Origin of the sequence: Pseudomonas sp. NPDC089396 (assembly GCF_044749545.1) — a bacterium.
Lineage (GTDB): Bacteria > Pseudomonadota > Gammaproteobacteria > Pseudomonadales > Pseudomonadaceae > Aquipseudomonas.
Map to the genome: position 1 here is coordinate 119,962 of NZ_JBIVIC010000002.1, position 24,746 is coordinate 144,707.

Annotated in this window: 26 protein-coding genes and 1 riboswitch; of the genes, 19 read left to right on the forward strand and 7 right to left on the reverse strand. The window is 62.8% G+C overall.

All coding sequences use genetic code 11. The features are described 5' to 3' along the window. The 3 genes from ACIPZB_RS03590 (at window position 1) to ACIPZB_RS03600 (ending at window position 1,357) form a co-directional block, all read left to right on the forward strand. A complete protein-coding gene (locus ACIPZB_RS03590) occupies window positions 1-474 on the forward strand; it encodes a WbuC family cupin fold metalloprotein (protein ID WP_400639030.1) in 474 nt (157 codons plus the stop codon). A 53-nt stretch (window positions 475-527) separates the two neighbouring features. After that, the gene (locus tag ACIPZB_RS03595; RefSeq protein ID WP_400639031.1) at window positions 528-998 is read left to right on the forward strand and encodes a hypothetical protein; all 471 of its coding nucleotides are present in this window, start codon (window positions 528-530) and stop codon (window positions 996-998) included. Between the two features lie 68 nt (window positions 999-1,066). After that, the gene (locus ACIPZB_RS03600) at window positions 1,067-1,357 is read left to right on the forward strand and encodes a PA4642 family protein (protein ID WP_008099096.1); all 291 of its coding nucleotides are present in this window, start codon (window positions 1,067-1,069) and stop codon (window positions 1,355-1,357) included. A 165-nt stretch (window positions 1,358-1,522) separates the two neighbouring features. Here ACIPZB_RS03600 and mqo read toward each other — a convergent pair whose 3' ends face one another. Next, entirely contained in the window at window positions 1,523-3,028 is a 1,506-nt protein-coding gene (gene mqo / locus ACIPZB_RS03605) for a malate dehydrogenase (quinone) (protein WP_400639032.1), read from the reverse strand. 603 nt (window positions 3,029-3,631) lie between these two features. Further along, window positions 3,632-3,865, reverse strand: coding sequence for a hypothetical protein (locus ACIPZB_RS03610; RefSeq protein WP_400639033.1), 234 nt, complete (start codon window positions 3,863-3,865; stop codon window positions 3,632-3,634). Between the two features lie 144 nt (window positions 3,866-4,009). Between ACIPZB_RS03610 and ACIPZB_RS03615 the strand changes: the two genes are divergently transcribed. Next, on the forward strand, window positions 4,010-4,594 hold the full coding sequence (locus ACIPZB_RS03615) for a YajG family lipoprotein (RefSeq protein ID WP_008099102.1): 585 nt from the start codon (window positions 4,010-4,012) through the stop codon (window positions 4,592-4,594). Window positions 4,595-4,666: 72 nt separating this feature from the next. Here ACIPZB_RS03615 and ACIPZB_RS03620 read toward each other — a convergent pair whose 3' ends face one another. Beyond that, window positions 4,667-4,873, reverse strand: a complete 207-nt coding sequence (locus tag ACIPZB_RS03620; RefSeq protein ID WP_400639034.1) for a hypothetical protein — start codon at window positions 4,871-4,873, stop codon at window positions 4,667-4,669. A gap of 160 nt (window positions 4,874-5,033) precedes the next feature. Between ACIPZB_RS03620 and ACIPZB_RS03625 the strand changes: the two genes are divergently transcribed. Then, window positions 5,034-5,294, forward strand: coding sequence for a hypothetical protein (locus ACIPZB_RS03625; RefSeq protein WP_008099106.1), 261 nt, complete (start codon window positions 5,034-5,036; stop codon window positions 5,292-5,294). Between the two features lie 85 nt (window positions 5,295-5,379). On the opposite strand, the gene ACIPZB_RS03630 is transcribed toward ACIPZB_RS03625, so the two are convergent. After that, window positions 5,380-6,549, reverse strand: a complete 1,170-nt coding sequence (locus ACIPZB_RS03630) for a 1-acyl-sn-glycerol-3-phosphate acyltransferase (protein ID WP_050548623.1) — start codon at window positions 6,547-6,549, stop codon at window positions 5,380-5,382. 122 nt (window positions 6,550-6,671) lie between these two features. On the opposite strand from ACIPZB_RS03630, the gene ACIPZB_RS03635 reads away from it, so the two are divergent. The 4 genes from ACIPZB_RS03635 to ACIPZB_RS03650 all read left to right on the forward strand — a co-directional run bounded on the left by ACIPZB_RS03635 (window position 6,672) and on the right by ACIPZB_RS03650 (window position 8,669). Then, window positions 6,672-6,854, forward strand: a complete 183-nt coding sequence (locus ACIPZB_RS03635) for a CPXCG motif-containing cysteine-rich protein (RefSeq protein WP_400639035.1) — start codon at window positions 6,672-6,674, stop codon at window positions 6,852-6,854. Then, a complete protein-coding gene (locus ACIPZB_RS03640; protein ID WP_400639036.1) occupies window positions 6,854-7,114 on the forward strand; it encodes a putative signal transducing protein in 261 nt (86 codons plus the stop codon). Before ACIPZB_RS03635 ends, ACIPZB_RS03640 begins: the two co-directional genes overlap by 1 nt. 15 nt (window positions 7,115-7,129) lie before the next feature. Beyond that, window positions 7,130-7,750 (forward strand): SOS response-associated peptidase, encoded by a 621-nt coding sequence (locus ACIPZB_RS03645; RefSeq protein ID WP_008096584.1) that lies wholly within the window; start codon window positions 7,130-7,132, stop codon window positions 7,748-7,750. 103 nt (window positions 7,751-7,853) lie between these two features. Next, on the forward strand, window positions 7,854-8,669 hold the full coding sequence (locus ACIPZB_RS03650) for a M48 family metallopeptidase (protein WP_008096582.1): 816 nt from the start codon (window positions 7,854-7,856) through the stop codon (window positions 8,667-8,669). A gap of 38 nt (window positions 8,670-8,707) precedes the next feature. On the opposite strand, the gene ACIPZB_RS03655 is transcribed toward ACIPZB_RS03650, so the two are convergent. The 3 genes from ACIPZB_RS03655 to ACIPZB_RS03665 all read right to left on the reverse strand — a co-directional run bounded on the left by ACIPZB_RS03655 (window position 8,708) and on the right by ACIPZB_RS03665 (window position 11,559). Beyond that, window positions 8,708-9,289 (reverse strand): TMEM165/GDT1 family protein, encoded by a 582-nt coding sequence (locus ACIPZB_RS03655; RefSeq protein ID WP_400639353.1) that lies wholly within the window; start codon window positions 9,287-9,289, stop codon window positions 8,708-8,710. A 91-nt stretch (window positions 9,290-9,380) separates the two neighbouring features. Next, a riboswitch (yybP-ykoY riboswitch) is annotated at window positions 9,381-9,500 on the reverse strand. A gap of 39 nt (window positions 9,501-9,539) precedes the next feature. After that, window positions 9,540-10,538 (reverse strand): methyltransferase, encoded by a 999-nt coding sequence (locus ACIPZB_RS03660; RefSeq protein ID WP_400639037.1) that lies wholly within the window; start codon window positions 10,536-10,538, stop codon window positions 9,540-9,542. A gap of 55 nt (window positions 10,539-10,593) precedes the next feature. Further along, window positions 10,594-11,559, reverse strand: coding sequence for a 2-hydroxyacid dehydrogenase (locus tag ACIPZB_RS03665; RefSeq protein WP_400639038.1), 966 nt, complete (start codon window positions 11,557-11,559; stop codon window positions 10,594-10,596). A gap of 162 nt (window positions 11,560-11,721) precedes the next feature. On the opposite strand from ACIPZB_RS03665, the gene ACIPZB_RS03670 reads away from it, so the two are divergent. From ACIPZB_RS03670 to ACIPZB_RS03715, 10 genes are all read left to right on the forward strand, one after another. Next, window positions 11,722-13,404 carry a fatty acid--CoA ligase gene (locus tag ACIPZB_RS03670; protein ID WP_400639039.1) on the forward strand — a complete coding sequence of 561 codons (1,683 nt, stop codon included), beginning with the start codon at window positions 11,722-11,724 and terminating at the stop codon, window positions 13,402-13,404. A 331-nt stretch (window positions 13,405-13,735) separates the two neighbouring features. Then, window positions 13,736-15,622 (forward strand): DUF1302 domain-containing protein, encoded by a 1,887-nt coding sequence (locus ACIPZB_RS03675; protein ID WP_400639040.1) that lies wholly within the window; start codon window positions 13,736-13,738, stop codon window positions 15,620-15,622. 25 nt (window positions 15,623-15,647) lie between these two features. Next, complete coding sequence (locus tag ACIPZB_RS03680) at window positions 15,648-17,012, forward strand: DUF1329 domain-containing protein (protein WP_400639041.1); 1,365 nt, start codon at window positions 15,648-15,650, stop codon at window positions 17,010-17,012. 253 nt (window positions 17,013-17,265) lie between these two features. Beyond that, entirely contained in the window at window positions 17,266-19,983 is a 2,718-nt protein-coding gene (locus ACIPZB_RS03685; protein ID WP_400639042.1) for a LuxR C-terminal-related transcriptional regulator, read from the forward strand. 150 nt (window positions 19,984-20,133) lie between these two features. Further along, complete coding sequence (locus ACIPZB_RS03690; protein ID WP_400639354.1) at window positions 20,134-21,741, forward strand: tetratricopeptide repeat protein; 1,608 nt, start codon at window positions 20,134-20,136, stop codon at window positions 21,739-21,741. Then, window positions 21,738-22,430, forward strand: a complete 693-nt coding sequence (locus tag ACIPZB_RS03695) for a sensor histidine kinase (RefSeq protein WP_400639043.1) — start codon at window positions 21,738-21,740, stop codon at window positions 22,428-22,430. The genes ACIPZB_RS03690 and ACIPZB_RS03695 overlap by 4 nt, the downstream gene beginning before the upstream one ends. A gap of 149 nt (window positions 22,431-22,579) precedes the next feature. Then, window positions 22,580-22,858 (forward strand): AbrB/MazE/SpoVT family DNA-binding domain-containing protein, encoded by a 279-nt coding sequence (locus ACIPZB_RS03700; RefSeq protein ID WP_400639044.1) that lies wholly within the window; start codon window positions 22,580-22,582, stop codon window positions 22,856-22,858. Continuing rightward, the gene (locus tag ACIPZB_RS03705) at window positions 22,855-23,202 is read left to right on the forward strand and encodes a type II toxin-antitoxin system ChpB family toxin (protein ID WP_400639045.1); all 348 of its coding nucleotides are present in this window, start codon (window positions 22,855-22,857) and stop codon (window positions 23,200-23,202) included. Before ACIPZB_RS03700 ends, ACIPZB_RS03705 begins: the two co-directional genes overlap by 4 nt. A 9-nt stretch (window positions 23,203-23,211) precedes the next feature. Continuing rightward, window positions 23,212-23,856: an MBL fold metallo-hydrolase gene (locus ACIPZB_RS03710; RefSeq protein ID WP_400639046.1), complete on the forward strand. Its 645-nt coding sequence runs from the start codon at window positions 23,212-23,214 to the stop codon at window positions 23,854-23,856. A 109-nt stretch (window positions 23,857-23,965) separates the two neighbouring features. Then, window positions 23,966-24,658: an OmpA family protein gene (locus tag ACIPZB_RS03715; protein ID WP_400639047.1), complete on the forward strand. Its 693-nt coding sequence runs from the start codon at window positions 23,966-23,968 to the stop codon at window positions 24,656-24,658. Window positions 24,659-24,746: the final 88 nt, after the last annotated feature.

The window sequence follows — 24,746 nt, forward strand, 5'->3', positions numbered from 1 at the left end:
ATGAGCCAGCCTGCTTTCATCGACCAATCGCTGTTTGCCGGGCTGGCGCTCAAAGCTGCAGAATCCCCACGTGGGCGGCATCATCACAGCTTCCATGACGCACTGGAGCCTTTCCATCGCCTGGCAGTTGGCTTGCAGCCGTCCACCTACGTTGCACCCCACCGCCACCTCAGTGATGACAAGGCTGAAACCCTGCTGGCGCTGAAGGGGCGGCTGGGTCTGCTGGTATTCGACGACCAAGGTGCGGTTATCGACAAGCGCGTCCTGGAGGCCGGTGGTGATTGCATCGGCGTGGACCTGCCGCCTGGCGTCTACCATTCGCTGGTAGTGCTCGAAGCCGACAGTGTGTTGTTCGACTGCAAGGCGGGGCCCTATATACCGCTGACCCAGGACGAGCAAGCCCAGTGGGCGCCACGCGAGGGCGAAGAGGGTATGGCCGAGTACCTCACCTGGATGCTCGCGCAGTTCGATTGACGGCGGCTGTGGTTCAGCATGCTAGAGTGCGCCTTCATGCCAAGGAGCTTCACATGCGTGCGATTGTTCCCCTGTTGTTGGCGTTCAGCCTGCCTCTGGCCGCCGCTCCCCTGCACAGCCAGTTTCTCCCCCCCGATGACCAAGCCTTGCGCCAGGAAGCGCCAACCGCCCAGCAATTGCTCCAGGTGACCGATTACTCGGTGGTGGTGGGTGCCCAGCGCCAGTCCGACCAGCAGCCCATTCCGATCACCGCCTCCCTGCAGATGCGCCTCAAGGGCAAGCCACTGAGCAAGGGCGCGACCATCGGCCAGGTGCTGCTCACCTTCGATGGCGAAGCGGGCAAGAGCCTGAAGAAACCGGTTTACGACGAAAAAAGCCGGACCCTGAGCCTCAACTACCCGGTCAGTGATTACCGGGTGATCATGGACCTGCTGCGCAACGAGACCGTCTACGTGCAGTTTCTCACCTATGCCAATGGCCATGTCTGGGCTGACCTGCACACAGGGACCGTACGTACGCGTTGAGGCGCGCCGCCTGTGGGGGGTACACTGCCGGCCTTCGAAATCCCGTGATGGTCCAGTTGGAGCCGGCAATGCGCAAAGACAAGAAGCAGGTGATTGGTGACGAGATCAGCGATGACTACGTCAAGACGTTCCTCCAGTTCGAGCCGGCCGATGGCGTGACCTCGCCGTCGCTGCACAAGCTGGTCAAGGCCTACCGCGGCCTGCGCGTCGATGACTTCGAGCGTTTCGTCGGCTTCTTCGTCGAGGCAGGCTATGACCTCGATGGCAAGGACGAGCACGGCAAGACCTTCGTCGAGCAGATCGCCGACCAGCGCAATGCGCCTGAGTATGTCGAGATCATCAATAAGGCCCGTGGCTGAGCTGTAGCCCGCACCGGCCTCATCGCCGGCAAGCCGGCTCCCACAGGTACAGCGCAGATTTCAAGAACTGAGGTGTACCTGTGGGGGCCGGCTTGCCGGCGATGAAGCCGCCGCAGTCCAGGCACAAAAAAACGCCCCGAGGGGCGTTTTTTCGTTTCAGCCGGTTCAGGCGTAATGCTTGGCCGGGCTGTCTTCCACCAGTTCCAGTGCCACATCGTTTTCGGCGCTGATCTTGCGGTACAGGGCTGCATCGGTAGCCAGGATCTTCTCGCGAGCCGGGAAGATTTCCTTGAGCTTGGCAGCCCAGGCACCTTTGGCCTGCTCGGGGAAGCAGCGTTCGATCAGCTCAAGCATGATCGACACGGTCACCGAAGCACCCGGCGAGGCGCCGAGCAGTGCCGCCAGGCTGCCGTCCTGAGCCGAGACCAGCTCGGTACCGAACTGCAGGATGCCGCCTTTCTTCGGGTCTTTCTTGATGATCTGCACGCGCTGGCCGGCCACTTCCAGGCGCCAGTCTTCTGCTTTGGCCTCTGGGTAGAAGCGGCGCAGGGATTCCAGGCGCTGTTCCATCGACTGCATCACTTCGCTGACCAGGTACTTGGTCAGGTCCATGTTGTCGCGGGCCACGGCCAGCATCGGGCCGATGTTGCCCATGCGCACCGACAGCGGCAGGTCCATCAACGAACCGTGCTTGAGGAACTTGGTGGTGAAGCCTGCGTACGGGCCGAACAGCAGCGAGGTCTTGCCGTCCACCACGCGGGTGTCCAGGTGCGGTACCGACATCGGCGGCGCACCGACCGCGGCCTGGCTGTAGACCTTGGCCTGGTGCTGCTTGACGATTTCCGGGTTGTCGCAACGCAGCCACTGGCCGCTGACCGGGAAGCCGCCGAAGCCTTTGCTCTCCGGGATGCCGGACAGTTGCAGCAACGGCAGCGCCGCGCCACCGGCGCCGAGGAACACGAAGCGGGCGTCGACTTCACGGCTGCCGCCGCTGTTGACGTCCTTGATGCTGACGGTCCAACCGCTGCCGTTACGGCGCAGGCCAACCACTTTCTTGCTGTACTTGACCTGCGCGTCCGGCGCGTCGGCCAGCACCTTGAGCAGCTTGTTGGTCAAGGCGCCGAAGTTGACGTCGGTGCCTTTCGTCACGCGGGTGGCGGCGATGCGCTGGTCGGCCGGACGGCCTGGCATCATCAGCGGGATCCAGTCCTTCATCACCGCCTGGTCTTCGGTGTATTCCATCTCGGAGAAGGCGTGGTGCTGCTTGAGCAGCTCGAAGCGCTTCTTGAGGAAGGACACACCCTTGTCACCTTCGACGTAGCTCAGGTGCGGGACCGGGTTGATGAAGGCACGGGCCGAGCCGAAATTGCCTTTCTTGCTCAGGTAGGCCCAGAACTGGCGCGAGACCTCGAACTGGGCATTGATGTGCACGGCCTTCTTGATGTCGATGCTGCCATCGGCGGCCTGAGGCGTGTAGTTAAGCTCGCACAGGCCGGCGTGGCCGGTACCTGCGTTGTTCCAGGGGTTGGAGCTTTCCGCGGCCCCGGAGTCCATCGCCTCGACGACCTCCAGCTTGAGGGTCGGGTCGAGCTCCTTGAGCAGTACGGCCAGGGTGGCACTCATGATGCCCGCGCCTACCAGTACCACATCAACCGATTCGTTCTGCGCCATTTAACGCGTCTCCACAATCTACAGCTACCTAATTGACAGCATAGGACCCCAGGGTCACCAGGATCGCCATGTCCGACTCTTCGCAGTTCTTGCAACTTCCGCGGACACCGCCAATCAGTCTTCGGGTTCGAGTATTGAACGCCGTTTGCCACGGGTGCGGCAATTCGACTTATGGTCAAGGTGTCGTGCGTGCGCTATGGGAGCGGCCTCAATTACCCATGGGGAATGAGCGTTTTAGCCGCCTGTTCAGGGCTGTTAGGGACACATCTGTCGCTTTTGCACATGCCAGACTGTTCATTGCTCGCCACACTCTCGTGAAGTTGTGAAAAACCGTTTTTTCACGCTCTTTTGGAGTCGTGAACCTCAAAAGGGGAATGCGCGATGGCAACCCATAGGTTCATGCAGTGCGAAGGGCCGGAAAAGCAGGCACGACAGCCGATGCAAGACCTGAGTGGAAGGCTCTCTGTGGGCGAAGCGTTGAAGGTGCCGGGGTCAAACGGCAAATGCGGGGCCCGATCAGGAGACGTCCTTATAATCGGGGGGAGATTATAGCGATGTCGCGGACAGAAAGGTCGTAAATCGTGGTTTTTATTGCAGCGATTGTCAGGCGGGGAGGCTGCGCTGCTGCCAGTCATGGCTTGCATGGGTGCAAATTCGGGCTTCGGCGGGCAACTCCAGGCCTAGCCAGGCCAAGCGGATTTCGCCGATCCGGACCCAGCCGCTGCCTTGCGGTAATTGGCTGCATTGCTTGAACGCCAGGCATTTGCCTGCATCGTCGAGGCGGGCATAGCAGTTGTCGCGCGGGCGTTGCATGAGCAGGTTCCAGAGCGAAGCCATGGCAGCGAGTCCTGTGCGTTTGGGCTGGCGCAAGGATAGCGGCGGGGCCATGAAACGATTGTGACAAGCGGGGCGGACCGATGACTGGTCAGCCCCTGGCTAGGTATACTGTGGGCCTTTGCCGCATTTTCTGGAGAAACGCGCATGTTGCAACGACTGTTGTTCGGTTTGATCGCCGTAGCCAGCCTCAGCCTGGCCGGTTGTGCCCACAGCCCGCAACAACTCAGCCCGCAACCCAAGCTCAATGCCCAACTCGCCCCGGTCGGCCACGGCCAGCCGGTGGTGGTCAAGGTGGTCGACGGCCGGGCTTCGCAGTCGCTGGGTACTCGGGGTGGCATGTACCCTGAAACCAGCACCATCAGCGTCAGTGGCAACGATGTCGTGCCCAAGCTGCAAGCCCAGGCCGAAGCTGCCGTGCGCCTGCTGGGCTTCACCCCGACACCGAACGCCTCCAACGCGCCGCAGTTGACCGTGACCCTGGCTGAACTCAAGTACCAGTCGCCCAAGGACAACCTGTACGTGACCGAGGCCACCATTGGCGCCACCTTCCGTGCCGACGTGTCCAACGCCAACCGCCGTTACAGCGGTCGCTATGGTGCTTCGCTGGACCAGCGCTTCGGCATGGCGCCGAATCAGGAAACCAACACCAAGCTGGTGGGTGATGTGTTGAGCGATGCGTTGACCCGCTTGTTCAAGGACCCGACCATCGGTCAGGTGCTGGGCGAGTAATCTTCGCGCTGAATTGAAAAGCCCGCTGCCTGGGATACAGGCAGCGGGCTTTTTATTTTGTCTGTACGGGTCTCAAGCTGCTTCGTTGTAGAAATCCAGCACGCTCAAGCCAGTCAGCAAGTCCACCTCTGGCAGGTGCTCATGTGCATGCCCGCCCAAGGCACAGTAGACCAGCCACTGGCGGTCCTGGACATTGATGGCGAAACCGTCGATCAGCGTCTGCTGCTCATCGCTCTGCGCCACGAGATAGAGACGGTCCTGGTTTTCGGCGTGCAGCATGAGCAAACTCCGTTGCTAAGAAGAGGCCGACAGGGTGGCCTGTTCTGATGACGAGCGTGTGACAGATGAAATTTAGTGGCACTTGGTCGCCAAGACCGGGCACCACGGGTGGACTTCGGTAGAATGCCGGCCTTCGCTGTCGTCTATCCGAGGTCGCGTGATGTCCTTGCAAGTGCTCTGGGGCTTTCTGTCTGCCCACCCAACCAAACTGATCAATCTGCTGGCGCTGGTGATGACCTGCCCGGGCGGATTGCTGCTGCACAGCGCACGACGCCGCGAGGCCGTCAGTCGTGAGAGCCTGGCAGTGGAGGAGGGAGTGGTGGATGCGTTCGACCAGCGTGTGCCGCGTTACTACTACATCCTTGGTTTTTCCTGCCTGGCCATGGCGTTGCTGCTGTCCTGGTTCAGCACCTGGATCTGAGGGCAATCGCCGGCAAGCCGGCTCCCACAATGACACTGTGGGAGCCGGCTTGCCGGCGATTGGGCTGCAACGCAGCCCCAGCAGGTCAGGCCACCGGCGCCTGTAGCTTGACCTGATACTGATTGCGCACCGGCGTTGCGTACTGCAACACCAGATACGGCCGCTGCTCCTCAGGGCAAGCGTCCAGGCGGCGCTGCCATTCCTCCTGAGCCTTCGCAAGCTCCGCTGCCGGGAACACCTTCTCGGCACTCGGCACCTGCAGCGCCTCGTCCTTCTCGCTCCACATCGCGTAGGCCAGGTAGTGCACCGGGAACAACCGGTAGCCACCCAGGATTTGTCGGTCGATCTCCTGGGCCAGCTGCTTGGTGTCCTCGAAGAAGTCGGTGACAGGCGCGGAGAAGTTGATGTGCACGCGGCCCTTGTAGCCAGTAATGCCCTTGGCGATGCTGTTGTCGTCCTCGCCCGGGGCCTTCTTGTAGGTGCCGGTCGTGGCGCGGATGTACAGCTCGCGCGCCTTGGCCTGGTCGCAAGGGTCGTACTCGTAGCTGATCGACACCGGGATCAGGTTCAGGCTCTGGATCACGGCACCGAACGGCTCGTCCTTGCGGCTCATGTGGAACATCTTGAGGATCGCCGAGTCGGTGCGGTCGTCACCATCCTTGGCCCGCCCTTCGGCCTGGGCGATCCAGATCGAAGTGCCGTCGTTGCGGATCGAATGGTTGATGTAGGCCGACAGCAACTGGTAGGCCGCGAGCTTCTCACGCCGACCGGTGATCGAGCGGTGAACGATGAAGCTTTTGTTCAGGCGCATCATGTCGCTGACGAACGGCTTTTGCAGCAAGTTATCGCCGATGGCGATGCGCGGCGTGGGCAGGCCCGCGTGGTACACCGCGTAGTTGACGAAAGCCGGATCCATGACGATGTCGCGGTGATTGGCCAGGAACAGGTAGGCAGTCCCCGACTTGAGCTGTTCGACACCGGAGTAGGTGACGCCGTCCGTGGCGCGCTCGATGGTCTGGTCGACGTAATACTCGACCTTGTCCTGCAGGGTAGAGACGCAGGTGACACCGGCGAACTCCTTGCGCAGGCGACGGGCGATCAGTGGCTTGAGCAGCCAGCCGAGGGCGCCTGCGGCGCGCGGGAAGCGGAAGTGGGTGAGGATATCGAGGAATGCCGGGTCGCTGAGCAGGCGTGCCAGAACGGCAGGGACCTCAGCGTCGTCGTACGGTCGGATGGCATCGAATTCGCCCATCATGCTCTCTTGTTGGAAACGGCTAGGGTAATAAGGTAGGGGTGGGGCCCGAAAAACGGCTCGGACACACGCAAGCCCTGTAAACAGACCGGCAATTATACGCAAAAGTCACCCCGGAGGCCGCGATGCTCGAACAAGCGATATACGATTGCCCCTATTGTGGCGAGGAAGTCGAAACCACTGTGGACCTGTCCGGGGGAGACCAGGAGTACATAGAGGACTGTCAGGTGTGCTGCAAGCCTATTCGCTTCGTGCTGCAGGTGCATGGCGAAGAGTGGATGCTGGACGTCTACGGCGAGAATGACTGATGCAGCGGATCTACGAACCGGAAAACCTGCTGGAGGCTGAAATGCTGGTCGGCATGCTGGCCAGCGAGGGCATCGAGGTGCACCTGGTCGGTCGTGACCTGATGGGCGCTGCGGGTGAGCTGCCGTTGCAGGGCCTGCTTGGACTGGCAGTGCCCGATGAGCAGGCCGGTTACGCGCGGCAGCTGATCGATGCGTACAATGGAGCCCAGCCGCTTGCCGGCGACGAACCGGAGAGTTATCCCGGTACCTTGATCTGCTAGGTTCTGAATTCGCTCATGTGTGGACGCTATGCCCTGTTTCGCTGGCCCCAGGCAATTGCCGGGCTGCCAGGTTTTCCTGTCGGCCAGCCCGCGCAGTGGAACATCTCGCCAGGTGCCTCGGTGCTGATCCAGCGCCAGCTTGACGGCCAGATGCAGCTGGCCAAGGCGCGCTGGGGGCTGACGCCGGCCTGGCTCACCGACCTCTCCCGAACGCCGGCGCACGCCCGGGCCGAAACCTTGGCCGAACAGCCAATGTTCCGCGAAGCATTCCGGCAGCGCCGTTGCCTGATGCCGGCCAATGGTTTCTACGAGTGGCGCGGAACGGTGCGCAAACGCCCCTACTGGCTGACCCCAGGGGAAGGCTCTACGTTGTGTTTCGCGGCGGTGTGGGAGGCGTATCCGGTGCAGGACCAGGTGTGGCTGAGTTGCGCGGTGGTGACTCAGGCGGCGATGAATCAGCGCCGACCGCTGATCCTCGATGAGGCAGGGCAGGCGGCCTGGCTCGACGCCGAAACGCCTTTGCCGCGGCTTCATGAACTGCTGGCCAGTCCTCCAGCCACGCTGCGCGAGCGGGCGCTAGCCAATTTCGTCAATGATCCCGGGCTGGATGCCCCGGAATGCCTGACCCCGGCCTGATGTGAAGGCCGCGCTGGGCCTGGCAAACAATTCTTCCCTGCGGCTATGGCGGCCCCACGCGACTCGGCCTAGGATACTGCCCATGTATCCAGGGAGTGTTTTCATGCGTAAGTCTTTTGTCGTCAGTCTGTTGAGTGCTGGCATCCTGCTAGCCGGCTGCCAGGCGGTGAACACCACCAGCGGCGGTGCTGTCGGCGTTGAGCGCAAACAGTACATGTTCAGCATGCTCTCGACCGATGAGGTCAACCAGATGTACGCCCAGTCGTACCAGCAGACCCTTGGCGAGGCGTCGCAAAAGGGTGTGCTGGACAAGTCCAGCGCCGATGCCAAGCGCGTTCAGGTCATCGCTGATCGCTTGATTGCCCAGGCGCCGAAGTTCCGCCCGGATGCCGCGCAGTGGCAATGGGAAGTCAACGTGATCAAGAGTGATGAGCTCAATGCCAACTGCGGTCCGGGCGGCAAGATCATCGTCTACACCGGCCTGATCGATCAGCTCAAGCTGACCGATGCCGAGATCGCCGCCGTGGTCGGTCACGAAATTGCCCACGCCTTGCGCGAGCACAGCCGTGAAGCGATGTCCAAGGCATATGGCGTGGAAATGGCCCGTCAGGGCGCCGGTGCGCTGTTTGGTCTTGGCCAGAGCAGCATCGCGCTGGCAGACCAGGTGGTGAACTACGCCATGACCCTGCCCAACAGCCGTGCCAACGAGAACGAAGCCGACCTGATCGGACTGGAGCTGTCGGCGCGTGCGGGCTACGACCCGAATGCCGCGATCACGCTGTGGAACAAGATGAGCAAGGCTTCCGAGGGTGCGCCGCCTGAGTTCATGAGCACTCACCCGGCATCCGAAAGCCGGATCGCTTCGCTGCAGGCTGCGATTCCGAAGGTGATGCCGTTGTACGAAGCGGCCAAGAAGTAAGTGCGCCAGGGGCCGCAAAGCGGCCCCGTCTTTCCCCGTTACCCCACCCAACCACTGGCCTTCATCGCCGAATACACCGCCACGATCGCCAGCACGAAGAAGGCGGCCGACGCCAGGCGGCGAATCAGTGTCAACGGCAGTTTCTCCGCCGCAAAGTTACCCGCCAGCACCACCGGCACGTTGGCGATCAGCATGCCCAGGGTGGTACCGATGATGACCATGATCAGGTGCGGATACTGCGCTGCCAGCATCACCGTGGCGACCTGGGTCTTGTCGCCGATCTCGGCCAGGAAGAACGCAATCAGCGTAGTGAGGAACGGGCCGAAGCGGCGCGCCGGGTTCTCGTCGTCATCCATCTTGTCCGGCACCAGCGTCCACAGCGCCGTGGCGGCGAAGCTCGCGGCGAGGATCCAGTGCAGCGTCGTCTCGGAGAAGAACCCACTGACCCAGGCGCCTACTGCACCCGCGGCGGCATGGTTGGCCAAGGTAGCGGCGATGATGCCCGCGATGATCGGCCAGGGTTTGCGGAAGCGTGCAGCGAGAATGAGCGCGAGCAATTGCGTCTTGTCGCCAATTTCGGCGAGGGCGACGATTGCGGTGGGGACCAACAGAGATTCCAGCATCAGGTTTCCTACGGGGGCGGGTCGACACGGCTATGACACGTACAGCCTCCCCGCCCCGGGTAAGGTGTGCGTGTCATAGGTCTTGTCAAACCCTGGATCTGTCTGCGCAGATCGTGGGTCGCACGCGCCATGGCCTGTGGGCCAAGTGTGTTGACGCGTGCCGGGCGAGCAGGGCGCTCGCGGGAGACTACTCCCCTAGGACGGAGCGGATTCTGCCTAGCTGTAACGGTTTCGGCAAGCCCTGTTTTTATCCGCGGGTTGCCCGGTAGATGCGAAAGCCATCGGCTTCAGCGCAGGTCTGGCAGTTGCCCAAAGCCCCTTCGATCAGCGGCTGGTAACGCAGGAAGCTGTTGGCAACCAAACGCATTTCGCCCCCTTTTCGCAGATGTTCGCCTGATTTTTTCAGCAGGTTTTCCGAGGCCTGGTAGTTGGTGTGCACACCCGTATGGAACGGCGGGTTGCTCAGGATCAGGCTCAGGTCGCGGGGGGCCGCGTCGATGCCGTCACCGCTGATGACCTGGCCTTCCAGCTGATTAGCCGCCAAGGTCAGGCGGCTGGCAGCCACGGCGAAGGCATCCACATCCAGCAGGGTGACCTGGCTCTGTGGATAACGGCGCTTGACCGTTGCCCCGAGCACGCCGGCGCCGCAGCCGAAGTCCAGCACATGGCCGACCGGCAGATTGTCCAGGTGCTTGAGCAACAGCGCCGTGCCGCGGTCCAGGCGGCCGTGGCTGAAGACGCCGGGCAGGCTCACCACCTGCAGCGGGCCGTCCTCCAGATCGAGGGTGAAGCGTTCGGCCAGGCTCTCCAGCGGCTTGGCTTCAGGCGCATTCTCCACGGTGACCTGCCACAGCTGGCAGTGCCGGGCGCTGTCGAGCTTGCGTGGCTTGCCGAAAGCCTGCAGCTGCTTGGCTGCGCCTTCGATGCCACCGCGCTTTTCGCCCACCAGGTAAAGTTCACGGCCGCCCAGGCGCGAGGCCAGGGCATTGAGCAGGTACGCCGCCAGTTCTCGGGATTTGGGCAGGAACAGAACGGCTGCTTCGAAAGCGACAGGCGGCGCCTCGACGCTGTAATGGCTGCGCCCGGCGAAGCGGCTGTCGAGCATGGCCTGATCACCCGCATGCCAGGTCCAGCCATGGGCCTTGGGCAGTTGGCCAAGCAGGTCGTCGGCGGGGGCGCCGGCGAGCAGCAGCGGACCCTGGAACAGGTCCGCCTGGCGGAGCAACACTTCACTGCGCGGGTCCATGGACAGACGCCTCCTGAAAAAAAGTGGCGCAGTGTAGCAGAGCCGACCGCGACGCTCAGCAGACCACGCGGCGCGGCTGGCCGGCGAAGAAGGCCTGGGCGTTCTCGCTGAGCTGGCCGACGATGCGCTGGCGCGACTCCACCGCGCCCCAGGCGCTGTGCGGGGTAATGACCAGGCCTGGGATGTCCTGGGCCAGCAGCGGGTTGCCACCGACCGGCGGCTCGACGCTCAGGACGTCGGTGGCGGCGCCGCCCAGATGGCCGTTGCGCAGGGCGTCCGCCAACGCTTGCTCGTCGATCAGGCCACCCCGGGCGGTATTGACCACCAGCGCACCCGGCTTGAGCGACGCCAGTTCGCGGGCACCGATCATGTGCCGGGTGTGTTCGTTGAGGGGGCAGTGCAGGGTCAGGGCATCCACCTGCGGCAGCAGTTCGTCCAGCGGCAGCCGGTCGTCGCGTGCCGGACGGCCAGGGATCTGACCACTCAGGACGCGCATGCCAAAGGCCTCGGCCAGCCGCGCGACAGCGCCACCGAGTTCGCCATGGCCAAGCAGGCCAAGGGTTTTGCCCTCCAGTTCGACGATTGGGTAATCCAGCAGGCAGAACTGGCTGGCCTTGGCCCATTGCCCGTCTGCCACCGCCCGGTTGTAATCGCACAGGCGCGTGGCCAGGGCCAGCAACAGGGCGATGGTGTGTTGCGCCACCGAGGGCGTGCCATAGCCTTGGCAGTTGCACACGGTGATGCCTTGGGCGCGGGCCGCCGCCAGGTCGACGTTGTTGGTGCCGGTGGCGGCCACCAGGATCAGCTTGAGCTGAGGGTTGGCTGCCAGCGCCTCGGCGTCGAGCATGACCTTGTTGCTCACCACTGCGACGGCGCCCTGCAGGCGCTCGGCCACCTGTTCGGGGCGGGTCGAGGCGAACAGGTGCAGTTCGTCGAACTGATCGTGCAGCGGGGAAAGGTCGAGGTCACCGAGGTCCAGGGACTGGTGATCGAGAAACACGGCGCGACGCGGGCTGGGCATCGGTAAGGCTCCAGAGGCATTGACGGGGGTGATCGGTCAATCCGCACAATGCCACTCATACCTTCTGCAGCCAAATCATTCCTTCGGCTGATTTGGTCGTCACATTGGCGAACTACAGTAGATGCCAGACTTGTCCGGCTCGCTTTTCAAGAAGGGATACCCATGCTGCAGACCCGCATCATCAAGCCCGCCGAGGGCGCCTATTCATTCCCCCTGTTGATCAAGCGCCTGCTGATGTCTGGCAGCCGTTACGAGAAAACCCGTGAAATCGTCTATCGCGACCAGCTGCGGCTGACTTATCCACAACTCAACGAGCGTATCGCACGCCTGGCCAACGTGCTGACCGAGGCCGGGGTCAAGGCCGGCGACACCGTGGCGGTGATGGATTGGGACAGCCACCGCTACCTCGAATGCATGTTCGCCATCCCGATGATCGGCGCAGTGGTGCACACCATCAACGTGCGCCTGTCACCCGAGCAGATCCTCTACACCATGAACCACGCCGAAGACCGCGTGGTACTGGTCAACAGCGACTTCGTCGGGCTCTACCAGGGCATTGCCGGGCAACTGACCACGGTCGACAAGACCTTGCTGCTGACCGATGGCGAGGCGAAGACGGCCGAGCTGCCCAACCTGGTGGGCGAGTACGAGCAACTGCTCGCTGCGGCCAGCCCCCAGTACGACTTCCCGGACTTCGACGAAAACTCGGTGGCCACCACCTTCTACACCACCGGCACCACCGGCAACCCGAAGGGGGTGTACTTCACCCATCGCCAGCTGGTGCTGCACACCCTCGCCGAGGCGTCGGTCACCGGCAGCATCGACAGTGTTCGCCTGCTCGGCAGCAACGACGTCTACATGCCGATCACGCCGATGTTCCACGTACATGCCTGGGGCATTCCCTACGCTGCGACCATGCTGGGCATGAAGCAGGTCTACCCCGGGCGTTACGAGCCGGACATGCTGGTCAAGCTGTGGCGTGAGGAGAAGGTCACCTTCTCCCACTGCGTACCGACCATCCTGCAGATGCTGCTCAATTGCCCGAGTTCGCAGGGCGAGGACTTCGGCGGCTGGAAGATCATCATTGGCGGCAGCGCGCTCAACCGCTCGCTGTACCAGGCTGCCCTGGCCCGTGGCATCCAGCTGACGGCGGCCTACGGCATGTCCGAAACCTGCCCGCTGATCTCCGCCGCGCACCTCAACGATGAACTGCAGGCCGGCAGCGAGGACGAGCGCGTTACCTACCGGATCAAGGCCGGCGTGCCGGTGCCGTTGGTGGAGGCGGCGATCGTCGATGGCGATGGCAACTTCCTTCCGGCCGATGGCGAGACCCAGGGTGAACTGGTGCTGCGTGCGCCCTGGCTGACCATGGGTTACTTCAAGGAGCCGCAGAAGAGCGAAGAGCTGTGGCAGGGTGGCTGGCTGCACACCGGCGACGTCGCCACGCTGGACGGCATGGGCTACATCGATATTCGCGACCGCATCAAGGATGTCATCAAGACCGGTGGCGAGTGGATCTCGTCACTCGACCTCGAGGACCTGATCAGCCGCCACCCTGCCGTGCGCGAAGTGGCGGTGGTGGGGGTGGCCGATCCGCAATGGGGCGAGCGCCCGTTCGCCCTGTTGGTGTCACGTGACGGCCAGGCCATCGATGCCAAGTCGCTCAAGGAACACCTCAAGCCTTTTGTCGAGCAAGGACATATCAACAAGTGGGCGATTCCCAGCCAGATCGCCGTTGTTACTGAAATTCCCAAGACCAGTGTCGGCAAGCTCGACAAGAAGCGCATCCGCCAGGACATCGTCCAGTGGCAGGCCAGTAACAGCGCCTTCCTGTCCACCGTTTAGGTGTAGCGCGGGTCGCGTGCGACAGAACGCGACCCGCGAGCTAGAGCGGCTTGATCCTTGCCAAACGAAAAAAATACGCCATCCTTCAGCACTGCCAGCGTGCAAACTGGAAACACCGGGGTGAAATGGCGCCCCAGCTCGCAAATCACACTTTAGAGGGATCAAGCACCTGCGCCTGCTGGCTATAGTCGGGGCCAGGGGATCTTCAGGAATGGGGGAAGGCGACGTGTGCAACATGTGTCGCCGCGGGTGCAAGCCCGCATACCGGTCTCACGGACCGTTCTTGAAAGGACTCACTGCCATAACAAAAAAAGTACATGGAGTAGCGTCGATGACATCTGCAAATACGTTCTGGCGCCGGGCCAAGCTGCCCTTGGCGGTCAGCCTTGCTTCCACGCTCGCAAGTCCTGCTTTTGCGGTCAGTTTCAACATCGGTGAAATCGAAGGCCAGTTCGACTCGTCGCTCTCTGTCGGGGCCAGCTGGTCGACTGCCAACCCGAACCAGAACCTGATCGGGGTCAACAATGGTGGCAAGGGCCTGTCGCAAACCTCCGACGATGGTCACCTGAACTTCAAGAAGGGAGAAACCTTCTCGAAGATCTTCAAGGGCATCCATGACCTGGAGCTCAAGTACGGCGACACCGGCGTGTTCGTGCGGGGCAAGTACTGGTACGACTTCGAACTCAAGGACGAGAGCCGTCCGTTCAAGGACATCAGCGATTCCGGCCGCAAGGAAGGCGCCAAATCCTCCGGCGCCCAACTGCTCGACGCCTTCGTCTACCACAACTACTCGATCGGCGATCAGCCGGGCTCGGTGCGCCTGGGCAAGCAGGTGGTGAGCTGGGGTGAGAGCACCTTCATCGGCGGTGGCATCAACTCGATCAACCCGATCGACGTGGCCGCGTTCCGCCGCCCAGGTGCCGAGATCAAGGAAGGCCTGATTCCAGTCAACATGTTCTACATCTCGCAGAGCCTCACCGACAACCTGTCGGCCGAAGCCTTCTACCAGATCGAATGGGACCAGACCGTCGTCGACAACTGCGGCACCTTCTTCTCCCAGCCCGACATCATCGCCGATGGTTGCAACAACAACCTGCGCGTGCTCAACAGCAGCCGTACCGTGCCGGTGCCGGCCCAGCAGTTCCTCGCCACCCAGGGCGTGGACATCAACGAAGAAGGCGTGATGGTGGCCCGTGGTGCTGACCGCGATGCCCGCGACAGCGGCCAGTTCGGCGTGGCCATGCGCTACATGTTCGAGCCGCTGGACACCGAGTTCGGTGCCTACTTCATGAACTACCACAGCCGCGCGCCGATCTTCAGCGCCACCGGCGCTTCGCCGGCGGTATTCGGCAGCCTAAGCAGGCTGCCTCCGCAATTGCGTGCGCTGGCGCCGTTGATCGTGGCGGGCAACTCGCAGTACTTCGTCGAGTACCCCGAGGATATCCGCCTGTATGGCCTGAGCTTCTCCACCACGCTGCCCACCGGCACCGCGTGGAGCGGCGAGCTCAGCTACCGGCCGAATGCGCCGGTGCAACTGAACACCACCGATATCCTGTTCGCCGGCGTGCGCCCTATTGGTGGCGCGCTGAGCAACGCTTCGCTGCTCACCGGCACTCCTGGAGAGGACCTGCACGGCTATCGCCGCAAGGAAATCACCCAGTTCCAGACCACCCTGACGCACTTCTTCGACCAGGTGATGGGCGCCAGCCGCATGACCGTGGTCGGCGAAGTGGGCGTCACCCACGTCGGTGGCCTCGAGAGCGCGCACGATACCCGTTATGGTCGCGACCCTGTGTTCGGCCCGGGTCCGCTGCCATCCACGGGCGGCGCCAATACCTGCCAGGCGCTCAATGCCAGCACCATCGCCGGCGCTGGCCCCGGTACCTCGACCGCCAACCTGAACCGCAACTGCGAAAACGACGGCTTCACCACCAGCACCTCCTGGGGTTATCGCGCCCGGGTCATCTGGGACTACAACGACGTGTTCGCCGGGATCAACCTCAAGCCCAACGTGGCCTGGTCCCATGACGTGTCCGGCTACTCGCCGGGCCCTGGCGCCAACTTCGAGGAAGGCCGCAAGGCGATCAGCCTGGGCTTGGACGCCGAGTACCAGAACACCTACACCGCCAGCCTGTCGTACACCAATTTCTTCGATGGCGAGTACACCACCGTGGATGATCGCGACTTCGTCGCCCTCAGCTTCGGCGTGAACTTCTAAGCACTCAGATCCAGGACGACACCACATGAACAAGACCAGAAGTCTGCTGAAAGCCGGTGTGCTGGGCCTGTCCCTGCTGGCGAGCAGCGTCATGGCGGCAGTTTCCGCCGACGAAGCGGCCAAGCTGGGCAGCACCCTCACGCCAATGGGCGCGGAAAAAGCCGGCAATGCCGATGGCTCCATCGGCCCTTGGCAGCCACTGTCCAAGACCGCGGGCAGCGTAGATGCCAGGGGTTTCCTCTCCGACCCTTATGGCAGCGACAAGCCGCTGTTCACCATCACCGCGCAGAACGCCGAGCAGTACAAGGACAAGCTGTCGCCGGGCCAGATGGCGATGCTCAAGCGCTACCCGGACACCTTCAAGATCCCGGTGTACAAGACCCACCGTGGCGCCACCGTGCCTGACGAGGTGTTCGCCGCCATCAAGAAAAACGCCACCAGCACCACCCTGGTCGAAGGCGGCAACGGGCTGAACAACTTCCAGACCGCCGTGCCGTTCCCGATTCCCAAAAGTGGGCTGGAAGTGATCTGGAACCACATCACTCGCTACCGTGGCGGCAGCGTCAGTCGCCTCGTGACCCAGGCCACCCCACAGCAGAACGGCTCCTACAGCCTGGTGTACTTCTCCGACCAATTCGTGTTCCGCGACAGGATGAAGGACTACGACCCGAACAACCCGGGCAACATCCTCTTCTACTTCAAGCAGGAAGTGACTGCGCCAGCGCGCCTGGCCGGTACCGTACTGCTGGTGCACGAGACGCTCGACCAGGTCAAGGAACCGCGCAAGGCGTGGATCTACAACGCCGGCCAGCGCCGGGTGCGCCAGGCGCCGCAAGTGTCCTACGATGGCCCGGGTACGGCTGCCGACGGCCTGCGTACCTCGGACAACCTGGACATGTACAACGGTGCCCCAGACCGTTACGACTGGAAGCTCGAAGGCAAGAAGGAGATGTACATCGCCTCGAACGCCTACAAGCTCGACGATCCGAAGCTCAAGTACGGCGACATCATCAAGGCTGGCCACATCAACCAGGATCTGGCCCGTTACGAGCTACGCCGGGTATGGCATGTGGTCGCGACGCTCAAGCCGGGCCAACGGCACATCTACGCCAAGCGTGACTTCTACATCGACGAAGACACCTGGCAGGCTGCGGTGATCGACCAGTATGACGGCCGTAACCAGCTGTGGCGTGTATCCGAGGCGCATGCCCAGGATTACTACAACGTGCAAGTGCCGTGGTACACCCTGGAAGCCATCTACGACCTGCAGTCGGGCCGCTACCTGGCCCTGGGCATGAAGAACGAAGAGAAGCGTGCCTACGACTTCGGCTTCAATGCCAGCAAGGCCGACTTCCAGCCTGCCGCCCTGCGCCAGTCCGGTATTCGCTGAGTCGAAAACCCGCAACTTCGTGTGATCTCCCAGAATGCCCCGGCTTGCCGGGGCATTTCTGTTCTGCTCCGGCAATCATTCTGCTGAATACCCCGCCAAACCCCCGCGCCAGCCCGCTGTCCAGCAGCCAAGTTGCTTTTTGTCGCAGACTTTTCGACGGTAATGGTGCCCATCATCTTCAAATGCGCCACGTTACCCGCTAGTCTCGCAACAATCCGTATCGCCGTAGTCTTCCAACCAGAACGAGCCGGCCATGACAGATTTGTCCCGTACGCATGGATTCGCCAGCCAGGCCCTGGGCCTGCTGGACGGGCGTTTCTTCCGGCCGCCATTGCCGGACGGCCACGTGGCGCGTGCACGGCTGTGCCAGCGTCTGCACGCCGGCCTGGGCGGGCGCTTGCTGCTGGTCAATGCCCCGGCGGGTTTTGGCAAAAGCTCCCTTGCCATCGAATTCTGTGAAGCGCTGCCCGACCACTGGCGCAGCCTTTGGCTCGGCCTGAGCCAGCGCGATGCCGAACCGGGCCGCTTCCTCGAACGCCTGCTTGAAGGGCTCCAGCAATACTGCCCGGCACTGGGCGGCCAGGCCATGGGGCTGCTGAAGATGCGCCAGCGCCATCAGCCGTTCGCCTTCGAGGAGTGGATCGACGGCCTGCTCGACGAGCTTGCGCTCTACTTGCAGGCCGACACGCCGTTGCTGCTGGTGCTGGACGACTATCACCTGGCCCAGGGTCCCGTGCTCGACCGCTGTCTGCAGTTCTTCCTCAATCACCTGCCCGGCGGCCTGGTCTTGCTCGTCACCAGCCGCCAGCGCCCGGACTGGCACCTGGCGCGGCTGCGCCTGTCGCGGCAGCTGGTCGAGCTGAACGAGCAGGATCTGCGCCTTACCGCCGATGAGGCCCTGGCCGTCATCGGTCGTCAGCCGACGGGCCTGCGTGGCCAGGCCCTGGACAACCTCATCCAGCGCAGTGACGGCTGGGTGGCCGGGCTGCGCTTCTGGCAACTGGCGGCCAGCGAGTGCGGCGATGAGTACGCTTTGCCCCAGGCGCTGCATGGCGGCGAAGGGCTGATTCGCGATTACCTGCTGGAAGAAGTCATCGACATACTGCCGTCGGACGTGCAGGCCTTCCTGTTCGACACCGCCTGCCAGGAGCGCTTCTGCGCGGCGTTGTGCGATGCCGTGCGCGAACGTCACGACAGTGCTGCGATCCTCAGCTACCTGCAAGCCCATCAGGTATTCCTGGTGCCGCTGGACGAGCATGGTCACTGGTATCGCTACCACCATCTGTTCTCCGACCTGCTACGCAGCCGACAGGCCAGCGAACCGCCGGCCCGCCTGCACCTTCGCGCCTGTCGCTGGTTCCAGGCCCAGGGCCTGCTTGACGAGGCCGTGGAGCAGGCATTGCGTGCCGGCCACCTGGACGTTGCCGCCAACCTGGTACAGAGCCTTTCGGAGGAGCAACTGCTGGCCGAGCAGAACGTCGGCATGCTATTGCGCTGGAAAATGGACCTGCCCGACAGCCTGCTCATCAGCACGCCGCGGCTGATCGTGCTGTACAGCTGGGCATTGGGCCTGGCCTGCCAGCTCGATGCCGCGGAAGAACTGGCAAGCCACCTCAGCCGTTTTCTGCCCGCCCCCTCAGCTACGGCGCAACGGTCGATGCTGGCGCAGTGGCTGGCGTTGAGCGGGGTCATCGCCCGTGGGCGGGGGGATCGCAAGCGCACCCTGGCCTATTGCGGCGAAGCCCTGCAGAGCCTGCCGTGCAAGCGCTATGGGCAGCGCCTGGTGTGTTTGTCGACGCTGTCGAACCTGGCCATCGCCGATGCCGACTACTGGCGCGCGCGGAGCTGGAACCGTGAAGCGCTCGAGCTTGCCCAGCGGGTCGGCAACCCTTTGTTCGAAGCCTTGGCGCACTACGATCGCGCGCGGGTGTTGCATGCCCGTGGTGAGGTGCTGCGCGCGCTGGAAGAAGTACGCCAGGGGCTGGCGCGACTGCAGGGCCTGCAGGCGCAGCGCCTGTTCGCCGTGCGTGCGCGCCTCACCTTGTACGAGGGTTATCTACTGGTGTGGCGCCTGCAACCTGCCCAAGGGCGCGCGCGCTTGCGTGCAGGGCTGGGCGAGGCGCGTGCCTGTCGCGACATCAGCGTACTGATCGGCCATTGTGTGATCGCCGGGCTCGATGGCCGGGAGGGCAATTATGCAGAGGCGTTCGCCGAGCTGGCCGAGGCCGAGCGGCTGATGCACATCTGGGATGTGCCGCCCATTTTCTACCTGGCCATGATTACGTTGGTGAAGTGTGAATTGTGGCTGGCCCAGGGGCGTACTGACCTGGCCGAGTCCTGGTTGCTGCGCCTGGGGCAGACCTATGGCGGCGAGCAACGTGCGGCGGCGCCCGAGTTTCACCCGTTGCTGCCCTTGCATATCGAATTGCAGCAGGCATTGCTCGAACGTGTTCAGGGGCGCAGCGACGAGGCCGTGGTTCGTTTGCGCGACCTGGTCGAGCGCGGGCAGGCCAGTGGCGGCATGTTGCTGGCGCTGAGCGCGTCGTGCCAGTGGATCGACCTGTTGTTGGTGCAAGGCCGCGAAACCGAGGCTGCCGAGCTGCTGCCGATAGCCCTGGCGGCAGCCCAGGGTGGCGTGGTGTTGCCGTTCCAGCGGCTGATCGAATCGCATCCGCTATGGCTGCGTGAGCAGTTGCTCGCGCGTCCCGCCTGCCCGCTGCAGGCCGAGCTGCTGGCGCGCTTGCCCGAGATAGCCATCGCGCCAGGCGGCACTGGCGAATCCCTGAGCGGCCGCGAGCTGGCGGTGCTGGAGCTGATCGCGCAGGGGTGTTCCAACCAGCAGATCAGCGAGCGGTTGTTCATCTCCCTCCATACCGTCAAGACCCACGCCAGCCATATCAACAGCAAGCTGGGTGTGGAGCGGCGAACCCAGGCGGTGGCACGGGCCAAGTCGCTGGGCCTGCTGGCCTGACAGCAGGCTGTTCAGCGAAGGGGCCGATAAAGCGCTGGCCTTGAGCCCTTCATGCTTGCCCTCATCTTTTCCGACCAACGGCCGATAAAGGAGTCGGCGGTATGCATCGCCTCACGCCATCCACCCATCATCCCAATACAGGTCGTGTTGATGCTGCAGTACGGGCAAAAGAGCTTTCTGATCGTCGACGACTTCACCGATTTCCGCACCTCGACCCGTTCGATGCTGCGAGAACTGGGCGTGCGCGACGTGGACACTGCCGACAGTGGTGAGCAGGCCCTGCGCATGTGCGGGCAGAAGCGCTATGACTACATTCTCCAGGACTTCCACCTCGGTGACGGCAAGAAGAACGGCCAGCAAGTGCTCGAGGACCTGATCCTCGACAAGCTGATCAGCCATGAGTGCGTGTTCATCATGGTCACCGCCGAAAGCAGCCAGGCCATCGTGCTCAGCGCCCTCGAGCATGAGCCTGATGCCTACCTGACCAAGCCGTTCAACCGCGTGGGCCTGGCTCAGCGCCTGGACAAGCTCACGCAACGCAAGACCTTGCTCAAGCCGATCCTCCAGGCCCTGGACCGCGGCCGCCCAGCCGAAGTGCTGGTGGCCTGTGCCGAACTGTGCAAGAAAGACCCGCGCTTCGCGCCCTTGTGCCTGCGCTACCGGGCCGATGCCTTGCGTCACCTCAACCGCTTCGAGGAGCTGGAGAAGTTCCTCAAAAGCATCCTCGCCAGCCGTCCGCAGCCATGGGTGTACTCGGCACTGGGCAGCCTGATGCACAAGCGCGGCCAGAATGCCCAGGCCCAGGGCGTCTATGAGCAGGCGCTCAAGGCCTTCCCGATCATGCCTGGGCTGTACGATGGCATGGCCGACGTATTGGTCGCCCAAGGTGACACCAAGCGTGCCCAGAACATGCTTGAAGAGGCGGTGCGCCTGTCGCCGCTGGCGGTGCGGCGTCAGGCCACGCTGGGCAAGTTGGCGCTGGCGAACGAAGACTTCGAGAGCGCCTCGAAGGCGTTCCGCCATGCAGTCAACCAAGGCAAGAGTTCTCGCTACAAGGATCCTGAAAGCAACCTTGGCCTGGTGCAGGCCTTGATGAGCAAGAATGCCGGTTTTGGCCTGGATGCCCGTGCCCGTGTCGAGATCAATACCGTGCTCAGCGAAGTGGCCAAGGACAATGCCGAAGACCAGGGGCTGCAAGTGCGTGCGCGCATGATGAAGGCCGCCAGTCTGCAGCAGGCCGGCGATGCCGAAACGGCCGCCAAGCTCACAGAGCAGGCCATTGCCCGGCTGGACAAGATGGAGCAGTTTTTCTCGGTCGAAGCCGCCCTGACCGTGGCCAGGCAGCTGCAGGCGTTTGGCCAGGAAGCCGCAAGTGGCACCATCCTCAAAAGCTGCGTGGAAACCTACGGTGACGATCCCAAGGTCATGCAGAGCGTGGCCGCACTCACCGACGACCCGAGCGTACTCAACGCTGTCACCGAGGCCGTCGACCTCAACCGCCAAGGGGTGCGCAGCTACCAGGCCGGGCAGCTCAACGAAGCGTTGCAGATGTTCCGCAAAGCCCTGTCGCTGCAACCGAAGAACATCAGCATCGCGCTCAATACGTCCCAGGCGCTGCTGCGCATCGGTGGCGAAGTCACGCCGCCGGCCATCCTGCAGGAATGCCGTAGCTGCCTGTCCAGTGTGGCCGGTATTCCCCCCAGCGACAGCCGTTACGACCGCTACCGCAAATTGCACATCAAGGTATTCGGCGCATGAGCCAGGACAATCAGGGGCTGGATTTTTCCACGGTGATCGCCTCCACCGTGCATGACCTGAAAAACTCGCTGTCAGCGCTGATCCAGTCCCACGATCAGTGGCTGGCACGCTTGCCCGAAGACCTGCGTGGCGGCACCGAGCAAGGTGTGATCGAACACGAATTCCGCCACCTCAACGGCATGCTGGTGCAGTTGCTCGGGTTGTACAAACTGGGCGTCAATCAGTTGCCGGTCTGCCCGGACTACCACGAGCTTGACGACTTCATCGAAGCCCAGCTGGCGGCCCACCAGCAAGTGCTGGAGCACAATGACATCCTCGCCACCTGGCGTATCGACAGCGACAACCCGCTGGGCTTCTTCGACCGTGAGCTGGTCGCCTCGGTGATCGCCAATGTGGTCACCAATGCCACGCGCTATGCCGGGCATGCGCTGTTGATCAGCATCGAGGAAGAAGACGAGCAACTGGTCATCAGCGTCAACGATGACGGCCCCGGTTACCCGGCACTTATGATCGAACGGCAACAGGATTATGTGCAGAGCATCGATGCGCAAAGCGGTGGCACCGGCCTCGGCCTGTACTTCGCGGCGCGGATCGCGGCGCTGCATGAGCGCGACGGGGTACGGGGGCGCATCGAGATTGCCAATGGCGGGGCGCTTGGGGGAGGGCTGTTCAAGTTGTACTTGCCGTGAGCGCCAAGTGAGCGTTTGTAAGCCGTTTCCCAAGGCATTGTGAGGAAGCGCTTTCTCGTGATATCCGGGCTTTTTTAGGGGCCCGGCGGGTGACATTGTAGATACGACGTTTCTACATTTCACTTGCAATCACTTGGAGGGTTTCTACTATGTATCTACCTTGGGAGATACTCATGCAGATCAAGATTCAGCAATGGGGCAACAGTGCCGCCATTCGCCTGCCGGCGGCAGTGCTCAAACAAATGCGCCTCGGTGTCGGTTCGACCCTGAGCCTGGACACGACAGGGGAAACGCTTGTGCTCAAGCCCGTGCGGCCCAAACCCAAGTACACCCTTGAAGAGCTGATGGCGCAATGTGACCTGAATGCTCCCGAGCCTGAGGATATGGCCGACTGGAACGCAATGCGTCCAGTGGGGCGTGAAGTGTGAAGCGGGTCAGGTTCGGCAGAGGCGATATCGTTCGAATCAACCTGGACCCTACGCTTGGCCGGGAACAACAGGGCAGTGGGCGCCCGGCCCTGGTCATCACGCCAGCTGCCTTCAATGCAGCAGGGCTCGCCGTGATCGTACCCATTTCCCAGGGCGCAGATTTCGCCAGGCATGCAGGCTTTGCGGTTACCCTTAGTGGCGCAGGCACTCAGACCCAAGGGGTAGTGCTCTGCAATCAGATTCGCACGGTCGACCTTGAAGCCCGAGGTGCCAAACGTATCGAGTCGGTTCCGGAGGTGGTTATCCTCGACGCATTGGCTCGCATTCAAACGCTATTCGATTGATTGATTCTCATGGAAAACACATCGCTAGCCCTCATCCGCGAAACCTTCCCCGTAGGCCCCCTGCAGTGCAACTGCACGCTGATCGGCGACCCGCTCACCAAGAAAGCCATCGTCGTCGACCCGGGCGGCGATCCGGATAAGATTCTCGCCCGTCTGCAGGCCCACGGCCTGACCCTGGTGAGCATCATCCACACCCATGCGCACTTCGACCATTTCCTCGCCTCGGGCAAGCTCAAGGAGCTCACCGGCGCCACGTTGCACCTGCACAAGGACGACCAGGCCCTGTGGGACAACCTTGAAATGCAATGCCAGATGTTCGGCGTGCCCTACACCCCGGTGCCCTCGCCAGACCGCTGGCTCGGTGATGACGAAGCGCTGGCCTGTGGCTGCGGTGTGGCCCTGCACACGCCGGGGCATACGCCAGGTTCGATGAGCTTCTGGTTCGCCGACGCCAAGTTGCTGATTGCCGGTGATACCCTGTTCCGCCGGGGTATCGGCCGCACCGATTTGTGGGGTGGTGACCAGCGCGCCATCGTGCGCTCGATCAAGGAGCGTCTGTATCGCCTGGATGAAGACGCCATCGTGGTCACCGGCCACGGCCCCGATACCCGACTGGGTGACGAGATGCGCGAGAACCCGTTCGTGCGGGCCTGAAACCACATGAAAGTGGTTTCATGGAATTATTTCGCCTTCATGCAATCCAAGGCTGGCATTGATCCCTCTGCGATCTGCCGCACAACTGAATTTTTGTAGGAGCTTGTCCATGTTCAACATGCGCCGTCTGATTATCGTCGCAACTGCCGCAGCCCTGATGACCGGCTGCGCCGGCCAAAATGCTTATGACAACCAAGGTCAGGCGCAGGGCGGCTCCACCGGGATGAGCAAGACCGCCAAGTACGGCGGCCTGGGCGCGCTGGCCGGCGCCATTGCCGGTGCCGCCATCGATCACGACAACCGTGGCAAGGGTGCGCTGATCGGCGCCGCCGCGGTCGGTGCCGCCGCCGCCGGCTACGGCTACTATGCCGACAAGCAGGAAGCCGAACTGCGCGCCAAAATGGCCAATACCGGCGTCGAAGTACAGCGCGAGGGTGACCAGATCAAGCTGATCATGCCGGGCAACATCACCTTCGCCACCGATTCGGCGAACATTTCCCCGAGCTTCTACGCGCCGCTGAACAACCTGGCGAACTCGTTCAAGCAGTTCAACCAGAACACCATCGAAGTGGTTGGCTTCACTGACAGCACTGGCAGCCGCCAGCACAACATGGACCTGTCCCAGCGTCGCGCCCAGGCGGTCAGCAGCTACCTGACCTCGCAGGGTATCGATGCCACGCGCATATCGGCGCGCGGCATGGGCCCGGATCAGCCGATCGCCAGCAACGCCGATACCAATGGCCGGGCGCAGAACCGCCGGGTCGAGGTCAACCTGAAGCCGATTCCTGGTCAGCAGTACTAACAGGACCGGGGTCGCTTCGCGACCCAATCGCCGGCAAGCCGGCTCCCACAGGTACTGCAGCGCCGCAGATAATGTGGGAGCCAGCCCC